This is a genomic window from Rhodococcus sp. NPDC055024 (assembly GCF_053608585.1).
The window spans coordinates 44,182-62,608 of the sequence record NZ_JBSGVT010000021.1 but is presented as its reverse complement, the minus strand read 5'-3'; the positions used below and the strand labels follow the sequence as shown (position 1 = coordinate 62,608).

Genomic DNA, 18,427 nt, shown 5'->3' with positions numbered 1-18,427 from the left:
TTTGGAGCATCCTTCTGAACCGGCCGCGAGAACTGACCGGTGCTGCCGTAGACGCGTACGGGATGGGTTCCTTGCGCACGTAGTGCTCCATAAGCCCAGCTTAGCCGCCTTTCGACGCCGAAATGCTCGATTAAGAGAATGCCTCGTAGCCCTCACAGTGTCCGAACAAATCGATCCGGCGAACTCGGCGGCCCATCCTTGACCAGGCGTGCGAATCGGTCGGGTAAATCGCGTGGTCGAATACTTCTCGACCGCAGTGTGACAGAAGGCGGTCAACGCTCCACCACTCGAAGTGCTCGACCAACTCCGCGGCTAGCGCTTCGCGCCCCAACGATCCACAAGGATCGAATGCGACCGGTACCGGCACGAGGAAATAGTCATTGACCGCCCCGTCCCAACCCGGCAATATCGTCGGATCACGGATCTCCTCATGCCACACGTGTGTGGCGGCGCCGTAGTCGCACAATCCGATCTCCTCGTCCAATTCGCGCGCGAGCGCCTCGGGCGGGGTTTCGTCTCCTTCCAAGCCGCCGCCTGGAGGACACCAGACCGTCAGCCCATGCACGGGCGCGATGAATCGGTAGAGCAGAAGACGGGACTGGCCGTCAACGTCCAACCCCCTGGCCGAGTGCCGCAGACGCATGAGTGCCACTGTAAGGCAGCAGGTCAGGCGATGACGGCAAGCTCCGGCAACCCTGCAACCACAACCGCGAGGTTGTAACCCGACATCCGCAGTTCTCCGTTGTCTCCGGTCCTCGCGTACTCCGCATGCCCGAACGCCCGCTCGTGCTTCACTCCGTCCGGGGTGATCCCTTCGGCCGTGGACAACCGATGGAACTCGGTGCGCGTCGGATCGCCGCCGAAACGGCCGAACCCCGCGATACTGTCGCCTTCCGCTTTCATGACGTAGACATGACGGTCGGCGATACCGAGATCTGACTCCACCTTGGCCCGCACTCCGGGTGAACCGTAGAAGACCACGTCGTCGACTGCGGCGCTGGCACCACGTTGCAACGCAAGAGAAGTCGCAAGCGATCCGTAAGAGTGGCCCAACGCGGTGATATGGACGCGTTCTTTGACCGACGCAGAACGAAGACCGTGAAAGAAGCTGCCCAATGCGTCGGCGGCTATGCCTGCCTTGGACGATCGACTGACGTCGAAGCTGGCGCGACCGATGTCGAACTTTCCCGGCCCGATGACCTGTGGCGCGTCGTATCCGATCCAGGCGATCGTTGCCACGCTTTCCTTTCGACCGGCCAGGTCGAGTTGGCGCATCGCCTCGGCTCGCAATCGTGTTGCCTCGCCGACCATTCCGCGCATCGAGTCCTTGACGTTGGTGTTCAATCCGGGAATCGTCACGGAGATGTGATCCGCTGTGTCCGGATCACCGATCGCAATCGCGGCAAATCCTCGTTCACCCGAGCGCATGTCCATGAGCAGTAACCGTCGACAAGGTTCGGCGTGAAACAACTCGTCGAGCGCGTCCAAATCCTCGAGTTTACGTTCGGCATACCACTGGCCCGCCCCGGTGTTACTCAGCCTGCCGCCGAAGAACTCCCGGTGAAGTTCTTGCGAGATTCGCACTGAATCATCTTGCAGCCGTGCTCGTTCTGATTGAATCCGATCGAGATTGGCGGGACTTCGCACCGCTGCGGGAATGCCGTCGAGGTTGGCAATCAGACTGGGTGCATGGCGCAACATCTGACGCTGCCGATCAGGGCTGAATGCTCGCCACTCCTCTCCCACGCGCACAGCCTTGTCACGGAGGTCGGTGCCGACCTGGGACCGAAGCGACAACGCATGATGAAGATCCGCGCTGACCAGCAGTGCCTCCCCGATCAGTTCTCGAACGGCAACCTCGAGCAGTTGGGCGTGCACGTGGAGCGGGTGGCCGTCCGCGATGGGCGCAACCGCAGAGACGGTTCCGTCCTGGCGAATATGCAAGTCGTCGGCGACGGCTTCTTTGCGCAGCGTATTCAGCCGTCGACGGATGTCGCGGACGCGATGAGCGACCAGAACGCCTTCGAGCCCAGCGGACAGCTGATCCAAAGCTTCGACGTCCCATACGTCGATATCTGTGAGATCCACTCGAGTCAGGACGAGCGAGCTGCGATCCGAGCCTGTACTTCCGGACGACGCAACGGCGGGACCGTCTGAGGTGGCTGCCTACGAGGCGGCAAGGCGCTGAGCAGGCGCGTCGTCGTTTCGGTTACCTCACGCACCGCCTGTTCGAAGGCATCTCGGTTGGCGTCGGACACCTTGGCTATTCCGCTCACCTTACGTACGTATTGGCGGGAGGCTGCCTCGATTTCCTCCGGCGTAGCTGCGGGCTCGAGTCCACGAAGTTCAGTGATGTTTCGGCACATAATTCGACGATAACCCTGCTCACCGACGCCGTCACGGTTCGATACATCAATGTATCCAAACTGCCACGCAGATCCGGGCATCACGGTAGTTTCAGTGAAATTCCCCCAGTGACTGGAAGTAGCCACTAACTCATGGACTCAGCACTCACCTCGGTCGGTCTCCCCGCCGCACTCGCCATCATCATGTTCGGCCTCGGGCTTTCCCTGACAGTCGGAGATTTTGCCCGCGTGGCAAAAGCGCCCAAGGCCGTCTCGATCGCTCTGATCTGTCAATTGCTGTTGCTGCCGGCCGCAGCCTTCGGCTTGGTCACCTTGTTCGACCTCGACCCACTACTCGCCGTCGGCATGATGCTCCTCGCCGCGTCACCGGGTGGCACCACGGCAAACCTGTTCAGTCACCTGTTCCGCGGCGACGTTGCCCTCAATGTGACACTGACTGCGGTCAATTCGGTGATAGCGGTGGTCACTCTCCCCCTGATCACCAACTTCGCGTTGGGTTACTTCGAACCCGAGGACGCGGACGGCACCCTCGGGCTTCAGTTCACGAAGGTCCTCCAGGTCTTTGCCGTCGTCCTGATTCCGGTCGCCCTCGGAATGTGGGTTCGGTTGCGCTCGAGCGCCTTTGCCGAGCGCATGGACAAGCCCGTCCGCATCGGATCCGCGATTGTTCTCGCGCTGGTGATCGTCGGAACGGTTGTATCCGAGCGCGACAACATCGCGGACTACCTCGTCGACATCGGCGTCGTCGCTGCATTGTTCTGCCTGCTGAGCCTCTCGATCGGCTACATCGTTCCCCGAATCTTCGGCATCGAGGACCGTCAGGCCATCGCCAGTTCCATGGAAATCGGCATCCACAACAGCACGTTGGCGATCACCATCGCCGTCAGTCTTCTCGACAACGTGCAATTGGCAGTACCGGCCGCGGTGTACGGCGTTCTCATGTTCCCGCTCGCCGCTGCCTTCGGCGCCACCATCACCCGCAAGTCACGGACGATGGCCGAAATCGACTAATATCAGGCGGTTTTCGATATAGGTGATCTGGTATCGCCAACCCTACGATCGATACGGACTCAGACCGAAGGGTATCGAAAAAATGCTGACCAATACACCTACCGTGCCAGACGAACGCGTCTGGCAAGAGCTAGTCGACGCACTTACCCGTCGCCAATTCGGCATCGGAGCCGGGATGGCAGCAGTAGCAACTATTCTGTCGTCCTGCAGTTCCAGCGACGGTTCAGGCACCGCTGATGACGCTCAAATGCGCACCGTCACCACGCCGTTGGGGACCTATGACATCCCTACCAACCCCAAGCGGGTCTTGGCCGTCGACGCCCGAACCGACCTCGAGCTCGCCATTGCCTTGGAACTACCGGTCTTCGGATACAACATCTCACCCGCCACCGAGTGGGTGCCTGTCGACGGCTCGGCCGAATACCTCAGCGACAAGCCCAATCTGGAGCAGATACTCGGACTCGCACCCGATCTCATCATCTGCGCCAACGCCGACAACGAGTACTGGCCCGCTGCAAAGCTCCAAGCCATCGCTCCTGTCCTGACGACCGAATCGAAGCAGACGTGGCGGGAGAACCTGACCCGGCTCTCCGATTGGCTGGGACGAACACCCACCATGGATCGCCTGATCACCGATTACGACGCTCTGATCACCGACATTCGCACTCGACACGCTTCCGCGATCGCGGGCAAAACCGTCGCAAGCTTGTCCTACAGTCCGGACAAAGCCACGATCTACATCGACAGCCTGCCCGTGTCGGAGGAAACGGGAAAGAAGAATCGTCAACCCACCGACATGACGCTCGCCGATATCGGCGGAAGAACATTGAACACAACCGGTTTCGATAATCAGGGGCGACTGAGCATCGAGGAGATGGATCGTCTGCAACACTGCGACGCGTTCATGGTTTCCGTCACCGACAGCAGCGACACCACCTTCGATCAACTCTCGGACAACAAGTTGTGGCAACGACTTCCGGCTGTGCAGGCCGGGAACGTCACCGTTCTGCAAGGAAGTACGTACTACGGGTCCATCTACACCAACATGTACGTCGCCAAGGGCTGGGACGAACTTTATTCGACGCTCGACTAGTCGGACTTGTCCATGGAAATGCCGACCGCTCCCACGCGGTCGGCATTTTCACGTTTCGAGGTCGATGCCCAACGCTCCGGAGAGGGTTCGCAGACAGATCACCCTCAACTCCTCGTGCGGTATGGAAGGTTGATCGAGCCAGTCGAGACACACGGCCCGGACGAATGCGATCCATCCCCGTACCGCGACTGCAGCGATCTGTCTTTGTTCGCCCTCGAATCCGAGTGCGTCGAGGATCCGAATCTGTTGTTGTTCGAGTTCCCGTTCGACGATTGCTCGGATACCTGCCTCAGCCGAGAGCGTCCCGACGTTGATGGCGCGCACTCCCCTACTGTGCGATTTCACGTACGCGAAATAGGCATCCAACCCGGCTGCCACCTGTTCGCGCACCGGTAGCGTCGCGTCCGGTGCGGTCACCTCGAGTAAGTGCTGCGATTCGCGCTCGACGATTGCCGCGAAGAAGTCTCGTTTGGTCGGGAAATAGTGGTACATCAACCCTCGCGAGACGCCTGCGATCTCGGCAACCTCTTCGATCCAGACGTCCTCGTACGAGCGATCGGCAAAAAGTTGCGCGCCGATGTCGAGCAACTGCGTGCGCCGCTGCTCTCGGTCCAGGCGTTTTCGTGGTGCAACCATAGGCAAGTCAGATTACTACTTGACACCAATTCAGTAAGGCGTACTTTGCGTACTAGACACCAATTCAGTAAGCGATCTCACCCGGGGGACACATCATGAGCGTCGACACCACTCCAGAGGCGACGACCGATGCTCGGATCCCGCATCCGGCATGGCGCCTGCCAGTCCTAGGCGACGTCCTCGGGATCAACATTCGGACGCCACTGCAGAACTCCGTGAGCATCGGCCGCGAACTCGGCCCGATCTTCGAAAGAAACGTCCTGGGAAATCGCTTTGTCTTCGCCTCGGGCGCAGACATGGTGGCAGAACTGTCCGACGAGTCCCGGTTCGCAAAACACCTTGCACCAGGAGTGAAGGCGCTACGCGGAATCGGCGGCGACGGATTGTTCACTGCCTACAACCACGAGCCCAACTGGGGCAAGGCACACAATCTCCTGGCACCGGCGTTCAGCCAGACTGCGATGCGCTCGTACCACCGCACCATGCTCGACGTGGCCGGCGAGTTGGTCGACCATTGGGACAGTCGTGAAAGTGACTCCCCCATCGACGTCTCCGCAGACATGACCAAGCTGACGCTGGAGACCATCGGACGCACTGGATTCAGCTACTCGTTCGACTCTTTCGAACGTGAAGAGCAGCATCCGTTCGTCAAGGCAATGGTCGGAGCGCTCTCCCATTCACAGCGCACGACATTCCTGAAGTCGACCGCCCTCGGGCGAGTGCTCGCACGTCGCGCCGATCAACGTGACGAGGTCCGCAAGGCGTTCATGGCCGAGGTTGTGGACGAGGTGATCCGTGCCCGGCGCACAAGTACCGAACCGGGGCCCGAAGATCTCCTCGAACTGATGCTGCGGGCGGCTCGCGAAAACGATCCCAACCGTATCGACGAACTGAACATCCGCCATCAGGTCGTGACGTTCCTCGTCGCCGGGCACGAAACAACCTCCGGCGCTTTGTCGTTCGCACTGTATTACCTCTCGCAAAACCCTGACGTACTGGCCAAAGCGCAAGCCGAGGTCGACAAGGTGTGGGAAGGCGAGGAGCCCGCCTTCGAGAAGATCGCGAAACTTCGATACGTACGACGCGTCCTCGACGAATCATTGCGTCTGTGGCCGACGGCTCCCGCCTACGGCCGCGCGGCGCTCGAAGACACGACGCTCGTCGGCAAGTATCCGATGAAGAAGGGCGATTGGATGCTCGTGCTCATCCCCTCACTTCATCGTGATCCGGTGTGGGGCAACGATCCCGAGGCTTTCGATCCGGATCGCTTCCTGCCTGCCAACATCAAAGCCAGGCCGGCGCACGTGTACAAGCCGTTCGGAACGGGTGAACGCGCCTGCATCGGAAGACAATTCGCCATTCACGAAGCGGTCCTCGTGTTGGGCACCATCTTGCAGAAATACACGATCGAGGCCGATCCGGATTACGAACTGAAGGTGGCCGAACGGCTCACCCTCATGCCCGAAGGCTTCAACTTGACGGTCCGCCGACGGTGACCTCGAAAAACTCGTCGAGTAAGTCGGTTGAACAGTCCCAAATGCGGTAATCCCAGAGCTGGCAGCAGCGAGCACCGGCGCACCCTGGGAGTTCACATGACAAAGAGGCCTGCAGTGGGAATCGTCTTACTCTCGGTGGCATTGGCCACGGGAGCGTGCTCGGCGAGCGTCGGGACGCCGCAAGTGGACAAGTCCGAAATCGCGAGTCAGATCTCCACTCAACTCGCGGAGAAGATCGGCGAGCCACCCGACGACGTGACGTGTCCGGAGAACCTCGACGCCGAAGTCGGCGCATCGATCACGTGCATCCTGACCGAGCAGGGCACCGAATACGACGTCACTGCTACCGTGACCAGCGTTGACGGTGAAAGCGCCAACTTCGACATCAAGGTTGCGGATGTGCCGAACAACTAACTGCTGTGCGCCTTTATTAACCGCCGGCGGTTAATAAAGGCGCACAGCAAGGAGTCAGAGACGCTCGATAATCGTCGCGTTTGCGGTGCCGCCACCTTCACAGATGGTCAGCAGGCCGTAACGGCCGCCAGTGCGCTCGAGTTCGTTGAGCAGGGTTGCCATCAACTTGGTGCCGGTGGCGCCGAGCGGGTGGCCGAGTGCGATCGCGCCGCCGTTGACGTTGACCTTGGCCGGATCTGCACCGATTTCCTTGATCCAGGCCAGGACCACCGGGGCGAAAGCTTCGTTGATCTCGACGATGTCGATGTCCTCGATGCTCAGACCGGCCTTCGCGAGAGCATGCTTCGTGGCAGGGATCGGCGCGCTGAGCATGAAGATCGGGTCGTCGCCGCGTGCGCTGAGGTGATGAATCCGGGCGCGGGGCTTGAGGTTGTACTTCTCCACCGCTTCCGCCGACGCCAGCAGCAGCGCACTCGCGCCGTCGGAGATCTGGCTTGCCACTGCTGCGGTCATGCGGCCGTCTTCGACGAGAACCTTGAGCGTTGCCATCTTTTCGAGGCTGGTCTCGCGGGGTCCTTCGTCGACGGTCGCGTCACCCATGGCGACGATCTCGTTGTCGAAACGACCGGCGGCGATCGCAGCCTTGGCGCGCTCATGGCTCTGCAGTGCCCACTTCTCGAGCTCTTCGCGGCTGATGTCCCACTTCTCGGCGATCATCTCGGCGCCCTTGAACTGGGAGACTTCCTGGTCACCGTAACGCTCGGTCCAACCGACCGAACCCGAAGTCGGCGTGTCGAATCCGTACTGCTGGCCGACGATCATCGCTGCCGAGATCGGAATCTGGCTCATGTTCTGAACGCCGCCGGCAACGATCAGATCCGCGGTGCCCGACAGGATGGCCTGAGCGCCGAAGTGCACTGCCTGCTGACTCGAACCGCACTGACGGTCAACGGTCACACCGGGAACGTGCTCGGGGAATCCCGCTGCAAGCCAGGACATACGGGCGATGTTTCCGGCCTGGCCGCCGATGGCGTCGACGCAACCGAAGATCACGTCGTCGACGTCACTGGGGTCGATACCGGTGCGCTCGACCAGTGCCTTGACGACGTGCGCACCGAGATCGATGGGGTGCACGCCGGACAGCGCGCCGCCTCTCTTGCCGATCGGTGTGCGAATGGCGTCGACGATGTAAACCTCGGACATAGCGTTAGCTCCTAGTTTCGTTGTGCAGCAATAATTCTTGAAGTTTTTTCAACAGTTGCCGGATCGGAGAGCCCGTCGAGCACGATCGCGAGATATTGAGCCGCGACGGCGTGAGCCGAGAGGGATCCACCCGGGCGGTACCAGCGAACCGCGACCCACACGGTGTCGCGCATGAATCGGAAGACCAATTCGACGTCGATGTCGGAACGAAAGGTACCGTCCGCGACGCCGGCTTCGAGGACGCCGACCCACAGGTCCCGAAACTCGGTGTTGCGCTCGGCCAGGTACGCGAAGCGCTCGTTCCCGACGAGGTGCTTGACCTCGTCCTGGTAGATCGCAACGGCCGAGTGCGAGGCGTCGATGGCCTCGTACGACGTCACGACCAGCGCTTCGAGCGTCGCGCGACTGTCCAACCCCGCCGCAACGATCTCGCGGTATTTCCCGAAGAGTTCGTCGAGGAACTGGTGCAGGATCTCGTCGACCATCGACTCCTTGGAATCGAAATGGTGATACAGACTCCCGGAGAGGATCCCGGCGGCGTCGGCGATGTCGCGGACGGTCGTCGCGCGTACTCCTCGATCGGCGAACAGCCCCGCCGCGATCTCGAGCAGCTCGTCGCGGCGCCCGGACTTGCCGTTGGATTCGTCGGAATTTCGAGGTGGCGTCATGTATTCAATCCTATCCAGGGCCCTCCCCTGTGCGCGGTCAGCGAGTCCAGGGACTCCTCAACCGCGCACGGGGGTCAAGCCCTCTGTGAAGAAACGGAGACGATCTCACCGGTCATGTAGGTGGAGTAATCGCTGGCAAGCATCGCGATGACCGTTGCGATCTCCCAGACCTCCGCGGCGCGGCCGTAGGCCTCGCCGGAAGCCAACTGGTCGAGCAGTTCCTCACTGGTGACCTTCGCCAGGAACGCGTGACGCGCAATGGAGGGCGAGACCGCGTTGATACGGACTCCGTACTCCGCTGCTTCGATTGCGCTGCACCGAGTCAGCGCCATGACGCCGGCCTTGGCTGCGGCGTAGTGCGCCTGGGAATGCTGCGCCCGCCAACCGAGAACGGACGCGTTGTTCACCAGTACACCGCCGTGGGGAACGCTCTTGAAGTACCGCAGCGCGGCGCGCGTCGAACGGAAGGTGCTGTTGAGGGTGATGTCGAGAACGCGATCCCACTGATCGTCCGTCATGTCGACGACGGGAGTCTCGCCGCCCAGGCCTGCGTTGTTGACGACGATGTCGATGCGCCCCAACTTCTCGGCGGCGCCGACGAACAGCGCGTCGACCTGCTCAGTGCTCGACACGTCGCAGATGATCGATTCGACCTGCTGACCGGGGAATTCGGCCTTCAGCTTCTCCACCGTCTCACCAAGACGACGCTCGTGGAAGTCGGAGACGAGAACGTCGCCGCCTTCGAGAAGCACGCGGCGCGCAGTAGAGAAACCGATGCCGGTTCCGGCCGCGGCAGTGATGATTGCCTTCTTGCCCGCGAGCAGTCCGTGACCCGGCGTTTCCTCGGGCGCAACGGAAAGCGGGGACGCGGCTTTGGTGTCAGACATTAACGAGCCTCTCGGGGAAGACCGAGCACGCGCTCGGAAATGATGTTGCGCTGAATTTCGTTGGAGCCGCCGTAAATCGTGTCGGCGCGGGTGAAGAGGAAGAGGCGTTGCCACTCGTCGAGCTCGAGATGTTCGGGGTCGGTGATGTCCGAGGCATTGCCCTCGGAATCCGCCCAAGGCGCAACCAACGACGACGCACCTTGCACGTCCATCGCCAGCTGTCCCAGATCACGATGCCAGTTGGCCCACAACAGTTTTGCGACGGACGCTTCTCCGCCACCGGTTCCGGCGTCGACCGCGTCGAGAGTACGCATCGCGTGGGCGCGCATCACGCGCAGACCGACCCAGGCGCGCGCGATCTTTTCGCGGATGTGCGGATCCTGGTCACTGCCATTGGCTTTCGCCAGGTCGACGACGCCTTGGAGCTCGCGGGCAAATCCGATCTGCTGTCCGAGCGTGGATACACCGCGCTCGAAGGTGAGCAGCCCCATCGCGATCTTCCAGCCCTCGCCAGGTTCGCCGACCACCAGGTCGGCGTCGGTCACGGCGTCGTCGAAGAAAACCTCGTTGAACTCCGACGTACCGGTGAGCTGCTGGATGGGCCGAACTGTCACACCGGGTTGATCCAACGGGACCAGCAGGAAGCTCAAGCCCTGATGACGCTTGGAGCCCACTTCGGTGCGGCAGACCACGAAGCACCATTGCGCGACGTGGGCCAGCGAGGTCCACACCTTCTGGCCGTTGATGATCCACTTGCCGTTTTCGAGGCGTGCGGTGGTGGAGACGTTCGCGAGGTCGGAACCTGCGCCGGGCTCGGAGTAGCCCTGCGACCACAGTTCACTGACCGTGTTGATGCCCGGAAGGAATCGACGCTTCTGCTCATCGGTGCCGTACGCGATCAGCGTCGGGCCGAGCAGCTCTTCACCGATGTGGCTGACGCGAGCGGGCGCACCCGCCTTTGCGTACTCCTGATGGAAGATGACCTGCTGAGCGATGCTTGCTCCCCGTCCGCCGAATTCCTTCGGCCACCCGAGGCACGTCCATCCTGCGGCTGCGAGGTGCTTGTCCCACTCGAGTCGTTGCTCGAAGAACTCGTGCTCGCTGCCGGGGCCACCCTTACCCTTGAGCTGGGCGAATTTGCCCGTCAAGTTCTCGGCCAACCACTGCGCGACCGTGGTCGCAAACTCGTCGTCCGTCATCTGCCCGTCCGGGCTCTCGCTCTGGTCCACATATGTAAGATAACCTACCAAGCACTTGCTAGGTAGCGTGTCAGGTAGGAGTCCAGTGACCGAACAACCGAGAACCATCCCATCAGCCCTCATCCGGGCCGCCGAGGAGTTCGGTGAGCGCACGGCTATCGCCGATGGCGACACCCGACTGACCTTCGCACAGCTACACCAGCGTGTCCGCGATTTCGCCGGCGCTCTGATCAACCGTGGGGTGAAGGCAGGCGACCGCGTCGTCATCTGGGCGCCCAACACGTACCACTGGGTGATCGCCCTGCTCGGCGCTCAGTACGCCGGCGCAGCCATCATTCCGATCAACACTCGATACACCGGCACCGAAGCTCTCGACATCATCGAGCGCGTCGACGCCGCGGCTCTGGTCATCGTCGGCACGTTCCTCAAGGCCGATCGGTACCAGCAGTTGCTCGACGCCAACCCGAGCCTGTCGATCCCCACCGTCATCCAGGTACCGATCGACGGAAACGACGACCGTGACGGCGTCATCGAGTTCGAGGACTTCCTCGCGCTCGCCACCGACGCCGCCCGCACCGAGGCCGACGCCCGCGCTGCGAAGGTGCAGCCCGACGACGTCAGCGACATCCTCTTCACCTCCGGCACCACCGGACGCAGCAAGGGCGCGATCACCGCGCATCGTCAGTCCATCGCCGTTGCCAAGTCGTGGGGCGAATGCGCCGAGGTCACCGCTGACGACAACTTCCTCATCATCAGCCCGTTCTTCCACACCTTCGGGTACAAGGCCGGAATCCTGGTCTGTCTGTTGAACGGTGCGACGATCGTGCCGGTGTCCGTCTTCAACATCGACGACACCCTCGCGCTGGTCAACAGCGAGAAGATCAGCATCCTGCCTGGCGCCCCGACGATCTACCAGACCATCCTCGACCACCCCCGCCGCAGCGAGTACGACCTGTCCTCGCTGCGCATCGCGATCACCGGCGCCGCACCCGTACCGGTTGCTCTCGTCGAGCGCATGCAGGCAGAGCTTTTCGACGCCGTCCTCACGGCATACGGCCTGACCGAGGCGGTCGTTGCGACGATGTGCCGCACCGACGACGATCCGGTCACCGTCTCCACCAGTTCCGGCCGCGCGACAGCCGATTTCGAGGTCAAGATCGGCGACCAGGGCGAGATCCTGCTTCGTGGACCGAACGTCATGCTCGGGTACCTCGACGACCCGGAATCCACCACCAAGGCAATCGACGCCGACGGCTGGCTGCACACCGGAGACATCGGAACCCTCGACGAGCGTGGATATCTCGACATCACCGACCGTCTCAAGGACATGTACGTCAGCGGCGGATTCAACGTCTACCCCGCCGAGATCGAGGGCATGTTGGCTCGCCTGCCCGGTGTCCACGAATCGGCTGCCATCGGCATCCCCGATCACCGGATGGGCGAGGTGGGCCGCGTCTACATCGCCCAACTCGACGGCGCCGGCCTCACCGAAGAATCGGTGATCGCCTTCCTCAAGGAGAAGATCGCCGGCTTCAAGGTGCCCCGCGAGGTGCGCTTCGTCGATCACCTGCCCCGAAATCCCTCGGGCAAGGTCCTCAAAACAGTTCTGCGCGAGGAACAGTCATGACCGTTCCTTTCGAAGCCGACGTCGTGATCTACGAGGTTCGCGACTCGGTCGCCGTCGTGACCTTGAATCGTCCCGATTACCGCAACGCCCAGAACTCGGTCGTGACGTATGCCCTCGACGCGGCATTCCAGCGCGCCGTCGAAGACGACGACGTGAAGGTGATCGTCCTGGCAGGCAACGGACCTCACTTCAGTGCCGGTCACGACCTGGGGACCCCGGGACGCGACCATCACGTCGAGTACGAGAACAAGGCCACCATGTGGTGGGATCACGTCGACAAGCCAGGCGGTGACCAGCGTTTCGCCCGCGAGATGGAGGTCTACCTGGGCATGTGCCGTCGCTGGCGGGAGATCCCCAAACCCACCATCGCGATGGTGCAAGGCGCCTGCATTGCCGGCGGACTCATGCTCGCCTGGGTCTGCGACATGATCGTCGCGTCCGACGACGCCTTCTTCTCCGATCCCGTTGTCCGCATGGGTATCCCCGGCGTCGAATACTTCGCGCATCCGTGGATGGTCGGTTCACGATTCGCCAAGGAAATGCTCTTCACCGGCGATCGGTTCACCGCGCAACGTGCCTACGAAATCGGCATGGTGAACCGCGTCGTCGCCCGCAAGCACCTCGAGAAGGAGACGTTCGAGCTCGCCGGACGTATCGCCGAGATGCCGCGCTTCGGACTGGCTTTGACCAAGAAAGCCGTCAATCAGTGCGAGGACCAGATGGGGATGCGCAACGGCATCGATTCCGTCTTCGGTCTGCATCACTTCGCTCACGCTCACAACGCCGAGGTAGGCAAAGACTCGCTTGGTGGTCTCGACGCCAAAGCTATGGCTGCCAGTGCTCGCACACCGCAGGAAGGAACAAACTAGTGGATCTCGTATTCGACGACGCCACAACCGCATTCCGTGACGAGGTCCGCTCGTTCCTGGAGGCGAACGTCCCCGCCACTCCGCTCAAGTCCATGGACACCGCCGAGGGCTTCGAAGAACACCGGCAGTGGGAACACACCCTCGCCGACGCCGGTTACGCCGTCGTCTCCTGGCCCAAGGAACTCGGTGGCCGCGACGCGTCCCTGCTCGAATGGGTCGTCTTCGAGGAGGAGTACTACCGCTCGGGTGCGCCCGGTCGCGTGAGCCAGAACGGCATCTTCCTGTTGGCTCCCACACTGTTCGAGCATGCAAATGCCGAGCAGTTGGCTCGCATCATGCCGCGTATGGCTCGTGCCGACGACATCTGGGCGCAGGCTTGGTCCGAGCCCGAGTCCGGTTCCGACCTCGCGAGCCTGCGTTCGAGCGCCAAGAAGGTCGACGGCGGCTGGCTGCTCAACGGCCAGAAGACGTGGAGTTCGCGCGCCAGCTACGCAGACTGGGGCTTCGGCTTGTTCCGCTCCGATCCGGATGCGCAGCGCCACAAGGGCATCACGTATTTCATGTTCGACCTCCGCTCGAAGGGTGTCACCGTTCGCCCGATCGATCAGCTCGACGGTGAGCCCGGCTTCGCCGAGATCTTCCTCGAGGACGTCTTCGTTCCGGACGACCCGTCCAACCCCGGCGAGTCGGGTGTGATCGGAAACGTCAACGAAGGTTGGCGCGTCGCGATGAGCACCGCAAGCAACGAGCGTGGTCTCTCGCTGCGCAGCCCCGGCCGCTTCCTCGCGACAGTCGACCGCCTGCTCGAGCTGTACAAGTCCAGCGGACGCACTGACGACAGCGCTCTGCGCAACCAGGTCGCCGACGCCTGGATCGGCGCTCGCGCTTACCAACTCAACACATTCGGCACCGTCACCCGTCTGGCCGACGGTGGACAGCTCGGCGCCGAGTCCTCGATCAACAAGGTCTTCTGGTCCGAGTGGGACATCGCCACCCACGAGACTGCTCTCGAACTTCAGGGCCCTGAAGCCGAGCTGGCCGACAACTGGATGGACGGATACCTGTTCTCCCTGTCCGGCCCGATCTATGCAGGCACCAACGAGATTCAGAAAAACGTCATCGCTGAGCGTCTGCTCGGCCTACCGAAGGCGGACCGATGAGATTCGCGCTCGACTCCTCCCACCAGGACTTCGCTGCAAGCATCGATGCGCTGCTGACCAAGTCCGACATGCCCGCCGTCATCCGTTCGTGGAACGACGGTGACACCGAGCCGGGCAAGAAGCTCTGGCAGCGCCTTGCCGAGACCGGCGTCAACGGCCTCGTCATCTCCGAAGAGCACGACGGGCTCGGCGCCGACGCTGTCGATCTGGTCGTTGCGCTCGAACAGCTCGGTCGCCACGCAGTACCCGGACCGGTCGTCGAAACGATCGCCGTGGCGCCGACGCTCTTGGCTTCCGTTGCACCGGAACGTCTCTCTGCTCTCGCTGAGGGTGCGCTCGCAACCGTCGCCGCTCCCCCGCACACACCGTTTGCGCTCGACGCCGATGCAGTGGACCTGGTGCTACTTGCACAGGACGGCGCGGTCTCCGTGGGCATCCCCGGCGAGGCCAAGGCGTCGGTGGATCTCTCCCGCAAGCTCTACGAGGTTTCCGCCGGCGAATCGCTGGGCTCTGCCGACTTCTCGGCAGCCTTCGACATGGGCGCTCTTGCCACTGCTGCGCAGTTGCAGGGTCTCGGCCAGACACTACTCGAGGTCACCACCGAATACGCTAAGCAACGCAAGCAGTTCGGCAAGGTCATCGGACAGTTCCAGGCCATGAAGCACCACCTGGCCGAGGTTGCCGTCTCCCTTGAGATGGCTCACCCCCTGCTGCACGGTGCCGCACTGTCGGTTCGCGATCAGTCGGCCGACGCCTCGCGTGACATTTCAGCCGCCAAGGTCGCGTGTGGCGATGCCGCCTACAAGGCCGCCCGCGTCGGACTCCAGGTTCACGGCGCCATCGGCTACACGATGGAACATGATCTCTCCCTGTGGCTCACCAAGGTGCGGGCGCTACTCACCGCTTGGGGCACACCGTCCGAGCATCGTGCGCGCGTCGTCGAAGCACTGGTTGCATCATGAGCATCGACACCGAAGACCAGGCAGCATTGCGCGCGTCGGTACGCGATCTCCTGAGCAAGCATTCCGACTCCGCTGCCGTCCGCGCCGCCATCACCACCGAGATCGGCTACGACGCCGCGTTGTGGAGCAAGCTGTGCGAGCAGATCGGCGTCGCCGCGCTGGCGATTCCCGAGGAGTTCGACGGCGTCGGAGCAGGTTTGGGCGAGGTACACGTGGTCCAGGAGGAACTGGGCCGCACGCTGACACCCTCACCGATGTTGGGTTCCGCAATTCTTGCCGCACAGGCACTGCTGCTTTCCGGTGACAACGACGCATGCTCGCGACTGCTGCCCGGTGTCGCGGCCGGTGAGAGCACGCTCGCCCTGTGCTGGGCGGGTGCCGCTGGTTGGAGCACCTTCGGCGTCGAGGCAACCGAGGATGCGTTGACCGGCACGGCGTCGTACGTCCTCGACGGGCACGTCGCAGACACCCTGCTAGTTCTGACTGCCGACGGGTTCTACGAAGTGGATCCCGCGGCCGAGGGCGTCTCCCGCCGACGCGTCCCCACCATGGATCCGACGCGAACGCTGGCAGAGGTCACGTTCTCCGGTGTTCGCGGTCGACCACTGCAGTGGTCCGAAGATCTGGTCGATCGAATCCGAACCGTCGTCCTGATCGCGTTGTCTGCAGAGCAGGTCGGCGCAGCCGCAGCGATCGTCGAACAGACCGTCGAATACACCAAGTCGCGCAAGCAGTTCGGTCGCGCGATCGGTTCTTTCCAGGCACTCAAGCACCGGATGGCCGACATGTACACGTTGGTCGAGACGGCGCGGTCGATGACGTACGCCGCCGTGGCGACGCAGTCGGCCGACGACGCGGCGGTGGCGAAGGTCTACTGCTCGGAAGCGTTGCAGCAGATCACCTCCGAAGCGGTTCAGTTGCACGGCGGAATCGCGATCACCTGGGAGCACGACGCTCAGCTGTACTTCAAGCGTGCACACGGCAGCGCTCAGCTCTTCGGCCAGCCGAGCACCTACCTGCCGAGCCTCGCGCAGGCAGCGGGTTTGTAGGACACGTCGGTGCTAGTTCGCTCGGGATTGCGAGCGAACAAGCACTGACGCTGCCCAGTCAGTGGAATGCCCGGCAGATTAATAGCTCTGGATCACGCAGAATCGAAACCAGACAGCTGTCCATCCCACAGACCGGAGTTTTCTCGTGAATCGATTCGACGACAAGCGCGTCCTCATCAGCGGCGCAGGATCCGGAATCGGCCAGGCCACCGTTGCCCGCATCCTGGCAGAAGGTGGCACCGTCGTCGCCGCCGACATTTCCGAGACCGGCCTCGAACAAACGCTGAACGCAGCGAAGGACGCAGGCCATTCCGATCGCCTGACCACGGTGAAGGTCGACATCTCCAGCGAAAAGTCCGTTCGCGAACAGGTCGGCGCTGCGATCAAGGCTCTGGGCGGTCTCGACGTGTTGGTCAACGCGGCGGGCATTCTGCGCTCCGCGCACACCCACGAGATGACACTCGATTTCTGGAACACCGTCATCGGGGTCAACCTCACCGGAACGTTCCTCATGACGAGGGAGTCCCTGCCGGCGCTGCTCGAAAGTGGAGCAGGCGTTGTGGTCAACTTCAGTTCCACTTCGGCGACATTCGCCCACCCCTACATGACGGCGTACGCAGCGTCGAAGGGTGGAATCCAATCCTTCACGCACGCACTCGCTCTCGAGTACAGCAAGCAGGGCCTCCGCGCCGTGGCCGTCGCACCCGGCAGCATCGCTTCGGGCATGACGTCCGATCCCGGATTCCCAGCCGATATCGACTTCACGCTGCTCGGCAAGTTGGCCCCGGCGATCGGGGAGGGTTTCGCTCCCCCGTCTGCGGTCGCCGGCGTGATCGCGATGCTCGCTTCCGAGGACGGCTCCTTTGTCACCGGAACGGAAATCCGCATCGACGGCGGCACGCATATGTGACTACTTGCTGTGCGCCTTTATTAACCGCCCGCGGTTAATAAAGGCGCACAGCAGCGAGGCGGCATACTTGTCTGGTCGCTCGGAACCGGTCCGGCGGTACGACGTGCGGTGGGAGCCAGCGGTGAGCGAGTCAACAGGCAGTACGAACCTCGAGCCCGTGCTGATCAGTCCCGTCGTCGGCGGAATGATTCGCACGTGGTCCGAGGACGAGACCCGCTTGTGGAGTGTCGACGAACCCGAGGCGCTCGGCGCGCTGCTTGGACGCGGAGCTGTTTCCCGTACTGCTCTGCCGGACAACAAGTTCCGAGAAGTTGTATTTTTCGACGACCAGACGCAGACCCTCACTGTGCAGCCGCGCTTCGCTTCCCCGGACAGCACTGCCCTCGCCGCACCGTTCAAGCTCACCGAGGCGTCGGCCCCGACCGCCGACGCTTGGGAAGATCTCGAGTCGACACTCGCCTCGATCGCGATCTCCGCTGCTGGACGCGGCGAATTCTGGCTCGCGGAACTCGGCGGGTGGGATTCTCCCCACGAGCCGAATTGCCTCTTCACGACCGTCGACGAATCGGGCCTGGCCAATGCAGTCATGGAGGCCACCCCCGCACCCGTGGGCACAGGCGTCTGGCCGGAGGTTCCGAACGGCCAAACCGGTGTTTCGGTCTCGGCGCCAGCCTCGCAAGACACCATCGAGGCCGCCGGAATCTTCGCAGTATCAGCTATCGAGACCTGGGGCGTCACACCGTGGGACATCAACCTCACCTTCGGCAAACTGGTTGATTTCGCCTGATCAACCGCCCCGACAAGCGGCGGTGAGTTGTACGTCTCCCCTCAACCGACGGCTCACGGTTCGTCACAACACGCCCAATGGCGACGACAT

19 protein-coding genes are annotated in these 18,427 nt (G+C 62.5%); 11 read left to right on the top strand and 8 right to left on the bottom strand.

Annotated features, from left to right (window positions below; genetic code table 11):
* Positions 1–130 precede the first annotated feature (130 nt).
* From ACWF6P_RS29345 to ACWF6P_RS29335, 3 genes are read right to left on the bottom strand one after another with little or no spacing between them, the layout of a single operon-like run.
* Positions 131–643, bottom strand: a complete 513-nt coding sequence (locus ACWF6P_RS29345; RefSeq protein WP_452623395.1) for an NUDIX domain-containing protein — start codon at positions 641–643, stop codon at positions 131–133.
* 23 nt (positions 644–666) lie between these two features.
* The gene (locus tag ACWF6P_RS29340; RefSeq protein WP_452623394.1) at positions 667–2,088 is read right to left on the bottom strand and encodes an alpha/beta hydrolase; all 1,422 of its coding nucleotides are present in this window, start codon (positions 2,086–2,088) and stop codon (positions 667–669) included.
* Between the two features lie 5 nt (positions 2,089–2,093).
* Complete coding sequence (locus ACWF6P_RS29335) at positions 2,094–2,366, bottom strand: DUF2277 domain-containing protein (protein WP_003945457.1); 273 nt, start codon at positions 2,364–2,366, stop codon at positions 2,094–2,096.
* 132 nt (positions 2,367–2,498) lie between these two features.
* Here ACWF6P_RS29335 and ACWF6P_RS29330 point away from each other — a divergent pair, with 132 nt between their 5' ends.
* Together ACWF6P_RS29330 and ACWF6P_RS29325 are read left to right on the top strand one after the other, a co-directional pair.
* Positions 2,499–3,377 (top strand): bile acid:sodium symporter family protein, encoded by an 879-nt coding sequence (locus tag ACWF6P_RS29330; RefSeq protein WP_378448928.1) that lies wholly within the window; start codon positions 2,499–2,501, stop codon positions 3,375–3,377.
* Between the two features lie 103 nt (positions 3,378–3,480).
* Positions 3,481–4,470 (top strand): ABC transporter substrate-binding protein, encoded by a 990-nt coding sequence (locus tag ACWF6P_RS29325; protein WP_452623393.1) that lies wholly within the window; start codon positions 3,481–3,483, stop codon positions 4,468–4,470.
* A 48-nt stretch (positions 4,471–4,518) separates the two neighbouring features.
* Here ACWF6P_RS29325 and ACWF6P_RS29320 read toward each other — a convergent pair whose 3' ends face one another.
* Entirely contained in the window at positions 4,519–5,106 is a 588-nt protein-coding gene (locus ACWF6P_RS29320; protein WP_452623392.1) for a TetR/AcrR family transcriptional regulator, read from the bottom strand.
* A 95-nt stretch (positions 5,107–5,201) separates the two neighbouring features.
* On the opposite strand from ACWF6P_RS29320, the gene ACWF6P_RS29315 reads away from it, so the two are divergent.
* A complete protein-coding gene (locus tag ACWF6P_RS29315; RefSeq protein WP_452623391.1) occupies positions 5,202–6,602 on the top strand; it encodes a cytochrome P450 in 1,401 nt (466 codons plus the stop codon).
* 96 nt (positions 6,603–6,698) lie between these two features.
* Complete coding sequence (locus tag ACWF6P_RS29310; protein ID WP_452623390.1) at positions 6,699–7,016, top strand: DUF4333 domain-containing protein; 318 nt, start codon at positions 6,699–6,701, stop codon at positions 7,014–7,016.
* Between the two features lie 54 nt (positions 7,017–7,070).
* Here the strand turns inward: ACWF6P_RS29310 and ACWF6P_RS29305 are convergent, their stop codons facing one another.
* The 4 genes from ACWF6P_RS29305 to ACWF6P_RS29290 form a co-directional block, all read right to left on the bottom strand.
* Positions 7,071–8,219, bottom strand: a complete 1,149-nt coding sequence (locus ACWF6P_RS29305; RefSeq protein ID WP_003945727.1) for an acetyl-CoA C-acetyltransferase — start codon at positions 8,217–8,219, stop codon at positions 7,071–7,073.
* Positions 8,220–8,230: 11 nt separating this feature from the next.
* The gene (locus tag ACWF6P_RS29300; protein WP_378546595.1) at positions 8,231–8,887 is read right to left on the bottom strand and encodes a TetR/AcrR family transcriptional regulator; all 657 of its coding nucleotides are present in this window, start codon (positions 8,885–8,887) and stop codon (positions 8,231–8,233) included.
* 74 nt (positions 8,888–8,961) lie between these two features.
* On the bottom strand, positions 8,962–9,774 hold the full coding sequence (locus ACWF6P_RS29295) for an SDR family oxidoreductase (protein ID WP_003945582.1): 813 nt from the start codon (positions 9,772–9,774) through the stop codon (positions 8,962–8,964).
* Positions 9,774–11,003 carry an acyl-CoA dehydrogenase family protein gene (locus tag ACWF6P_RS29290; protein ID WP_378546589.1) on the bottom strand — a complete coding sequence of 410 codons (1,230 nt, stop codon included), beginning with the start codon at positions 11,001–11,003 and terminating at the stop codon, positions 9,774–9,776. The genes ACWF6P_RS29295 and ACWF6P_RS29290 overlap by 1 nt, the downstream gene beginning before the upstream one ends.
* Positions 11,004–11,058: 55 nt before the next feature.
* On the opposite strand from ACWF6P_RS29290, the gene ACWF6P_RS29285 reads away from it, so the two are divergent.
* The 7 genes from ACWF6P_RS29285 (at position 11,059) to ACWF6P_RS29255 (ending at position 18,337) form a co-directional block, all read left to right on the top strand.
* Positions 11,059–12,600: a FadD3 family acyl-CoA ligase gene (locus ACWF6P_RS29285; protein ID WP_452623389.1), complete on the top strand. Its 1,542-nt coding sequence runs from the start codon at positions 11,059–11,061 to the stop codon at positions 12,598–12,600.
* Positions 12,597–13,469 (top strand): enoyl-CoA hydratase, encoded by an 873-nt coding sequence (locus tag ACWF6P_RS29280; RefSeq protein ID WP_452623388.1) that lies wholly within the window; start codon positions 12,597–12,599, stop codon positions 13,467–13,469. The genes ACWF6P_RS29285 and ACWF6P_RS29280 overlap by 4 nt, the downstream gene beginning before the upstream one ends.
* Entirely contained in the window at positions 13,469–14,629 is a 1,161-nt protein-coding gene (locus tag ACWF6P_RS29275; RefSeq protein WP_378448920.1) for an acyl-CoA dehydrogenase family protein, read from the top strand. The genes ACWF6P_RS29280 and ACWF6P_RS29275 overlap by 1 nt, the downstream gene beginning before the upstream one ends.
* Positions 14,626–15,591, top strand: a complete 966-nt coding sequence (locus tag ACWF6P_RS29270) for an acyl-CoA dehydrogenase family protein (RefSeq protein ID WP_452623387.1) — start codon at positions 14,626–14,628, stop codon at positions 15,589–15,591. The genes ACWF6P_RS29275 and ACWF6P_RS29270 overlap by 4 nt, the downstream gene beginning before the upstream one ends.
* The gene (locus ACWF6P_RS29265) at positions 15,588–16,640 is read left to right on the top strand and encodes an acyl-CoA dehydrogenase family protein (RefSeq protein WP_452623386.1); all 1,053 of its coding nucleotides are present in this window, start codon (positions 15,588–15,590) and stop codon (positions 16,638–16,640) included. Before ACWF6P_RS29270 ends, ACWF6P_RS29265 begins: the two co-directional genes overlap by 4 nt.
* A 145-nt stretch (positions 16,641–16,785) precedes the next feature.
* A complete protein-coding gene (locus tag ACWF6P_RS29260) occupies positions 16,786–17,550 on the top strand; it encodes an SDR family NAD(P)-dependent oxidoreductase (RefSeq protein WP_452623385.1) in 765 nt (254 codons plus the stop codon).
* Positions 17,551–17,671: 121 nt separating this feature from the next.
* Entirely contained in the window at positions 17,672–18,337 is a 666-nt protein-coding gene (locus ACWF6P_RS29255) for a hypothetical protein (protein WP_452623384.1), read from the top strand.
* Positions 18,338–18,427 lie beyond the last annotated feature (90 nt).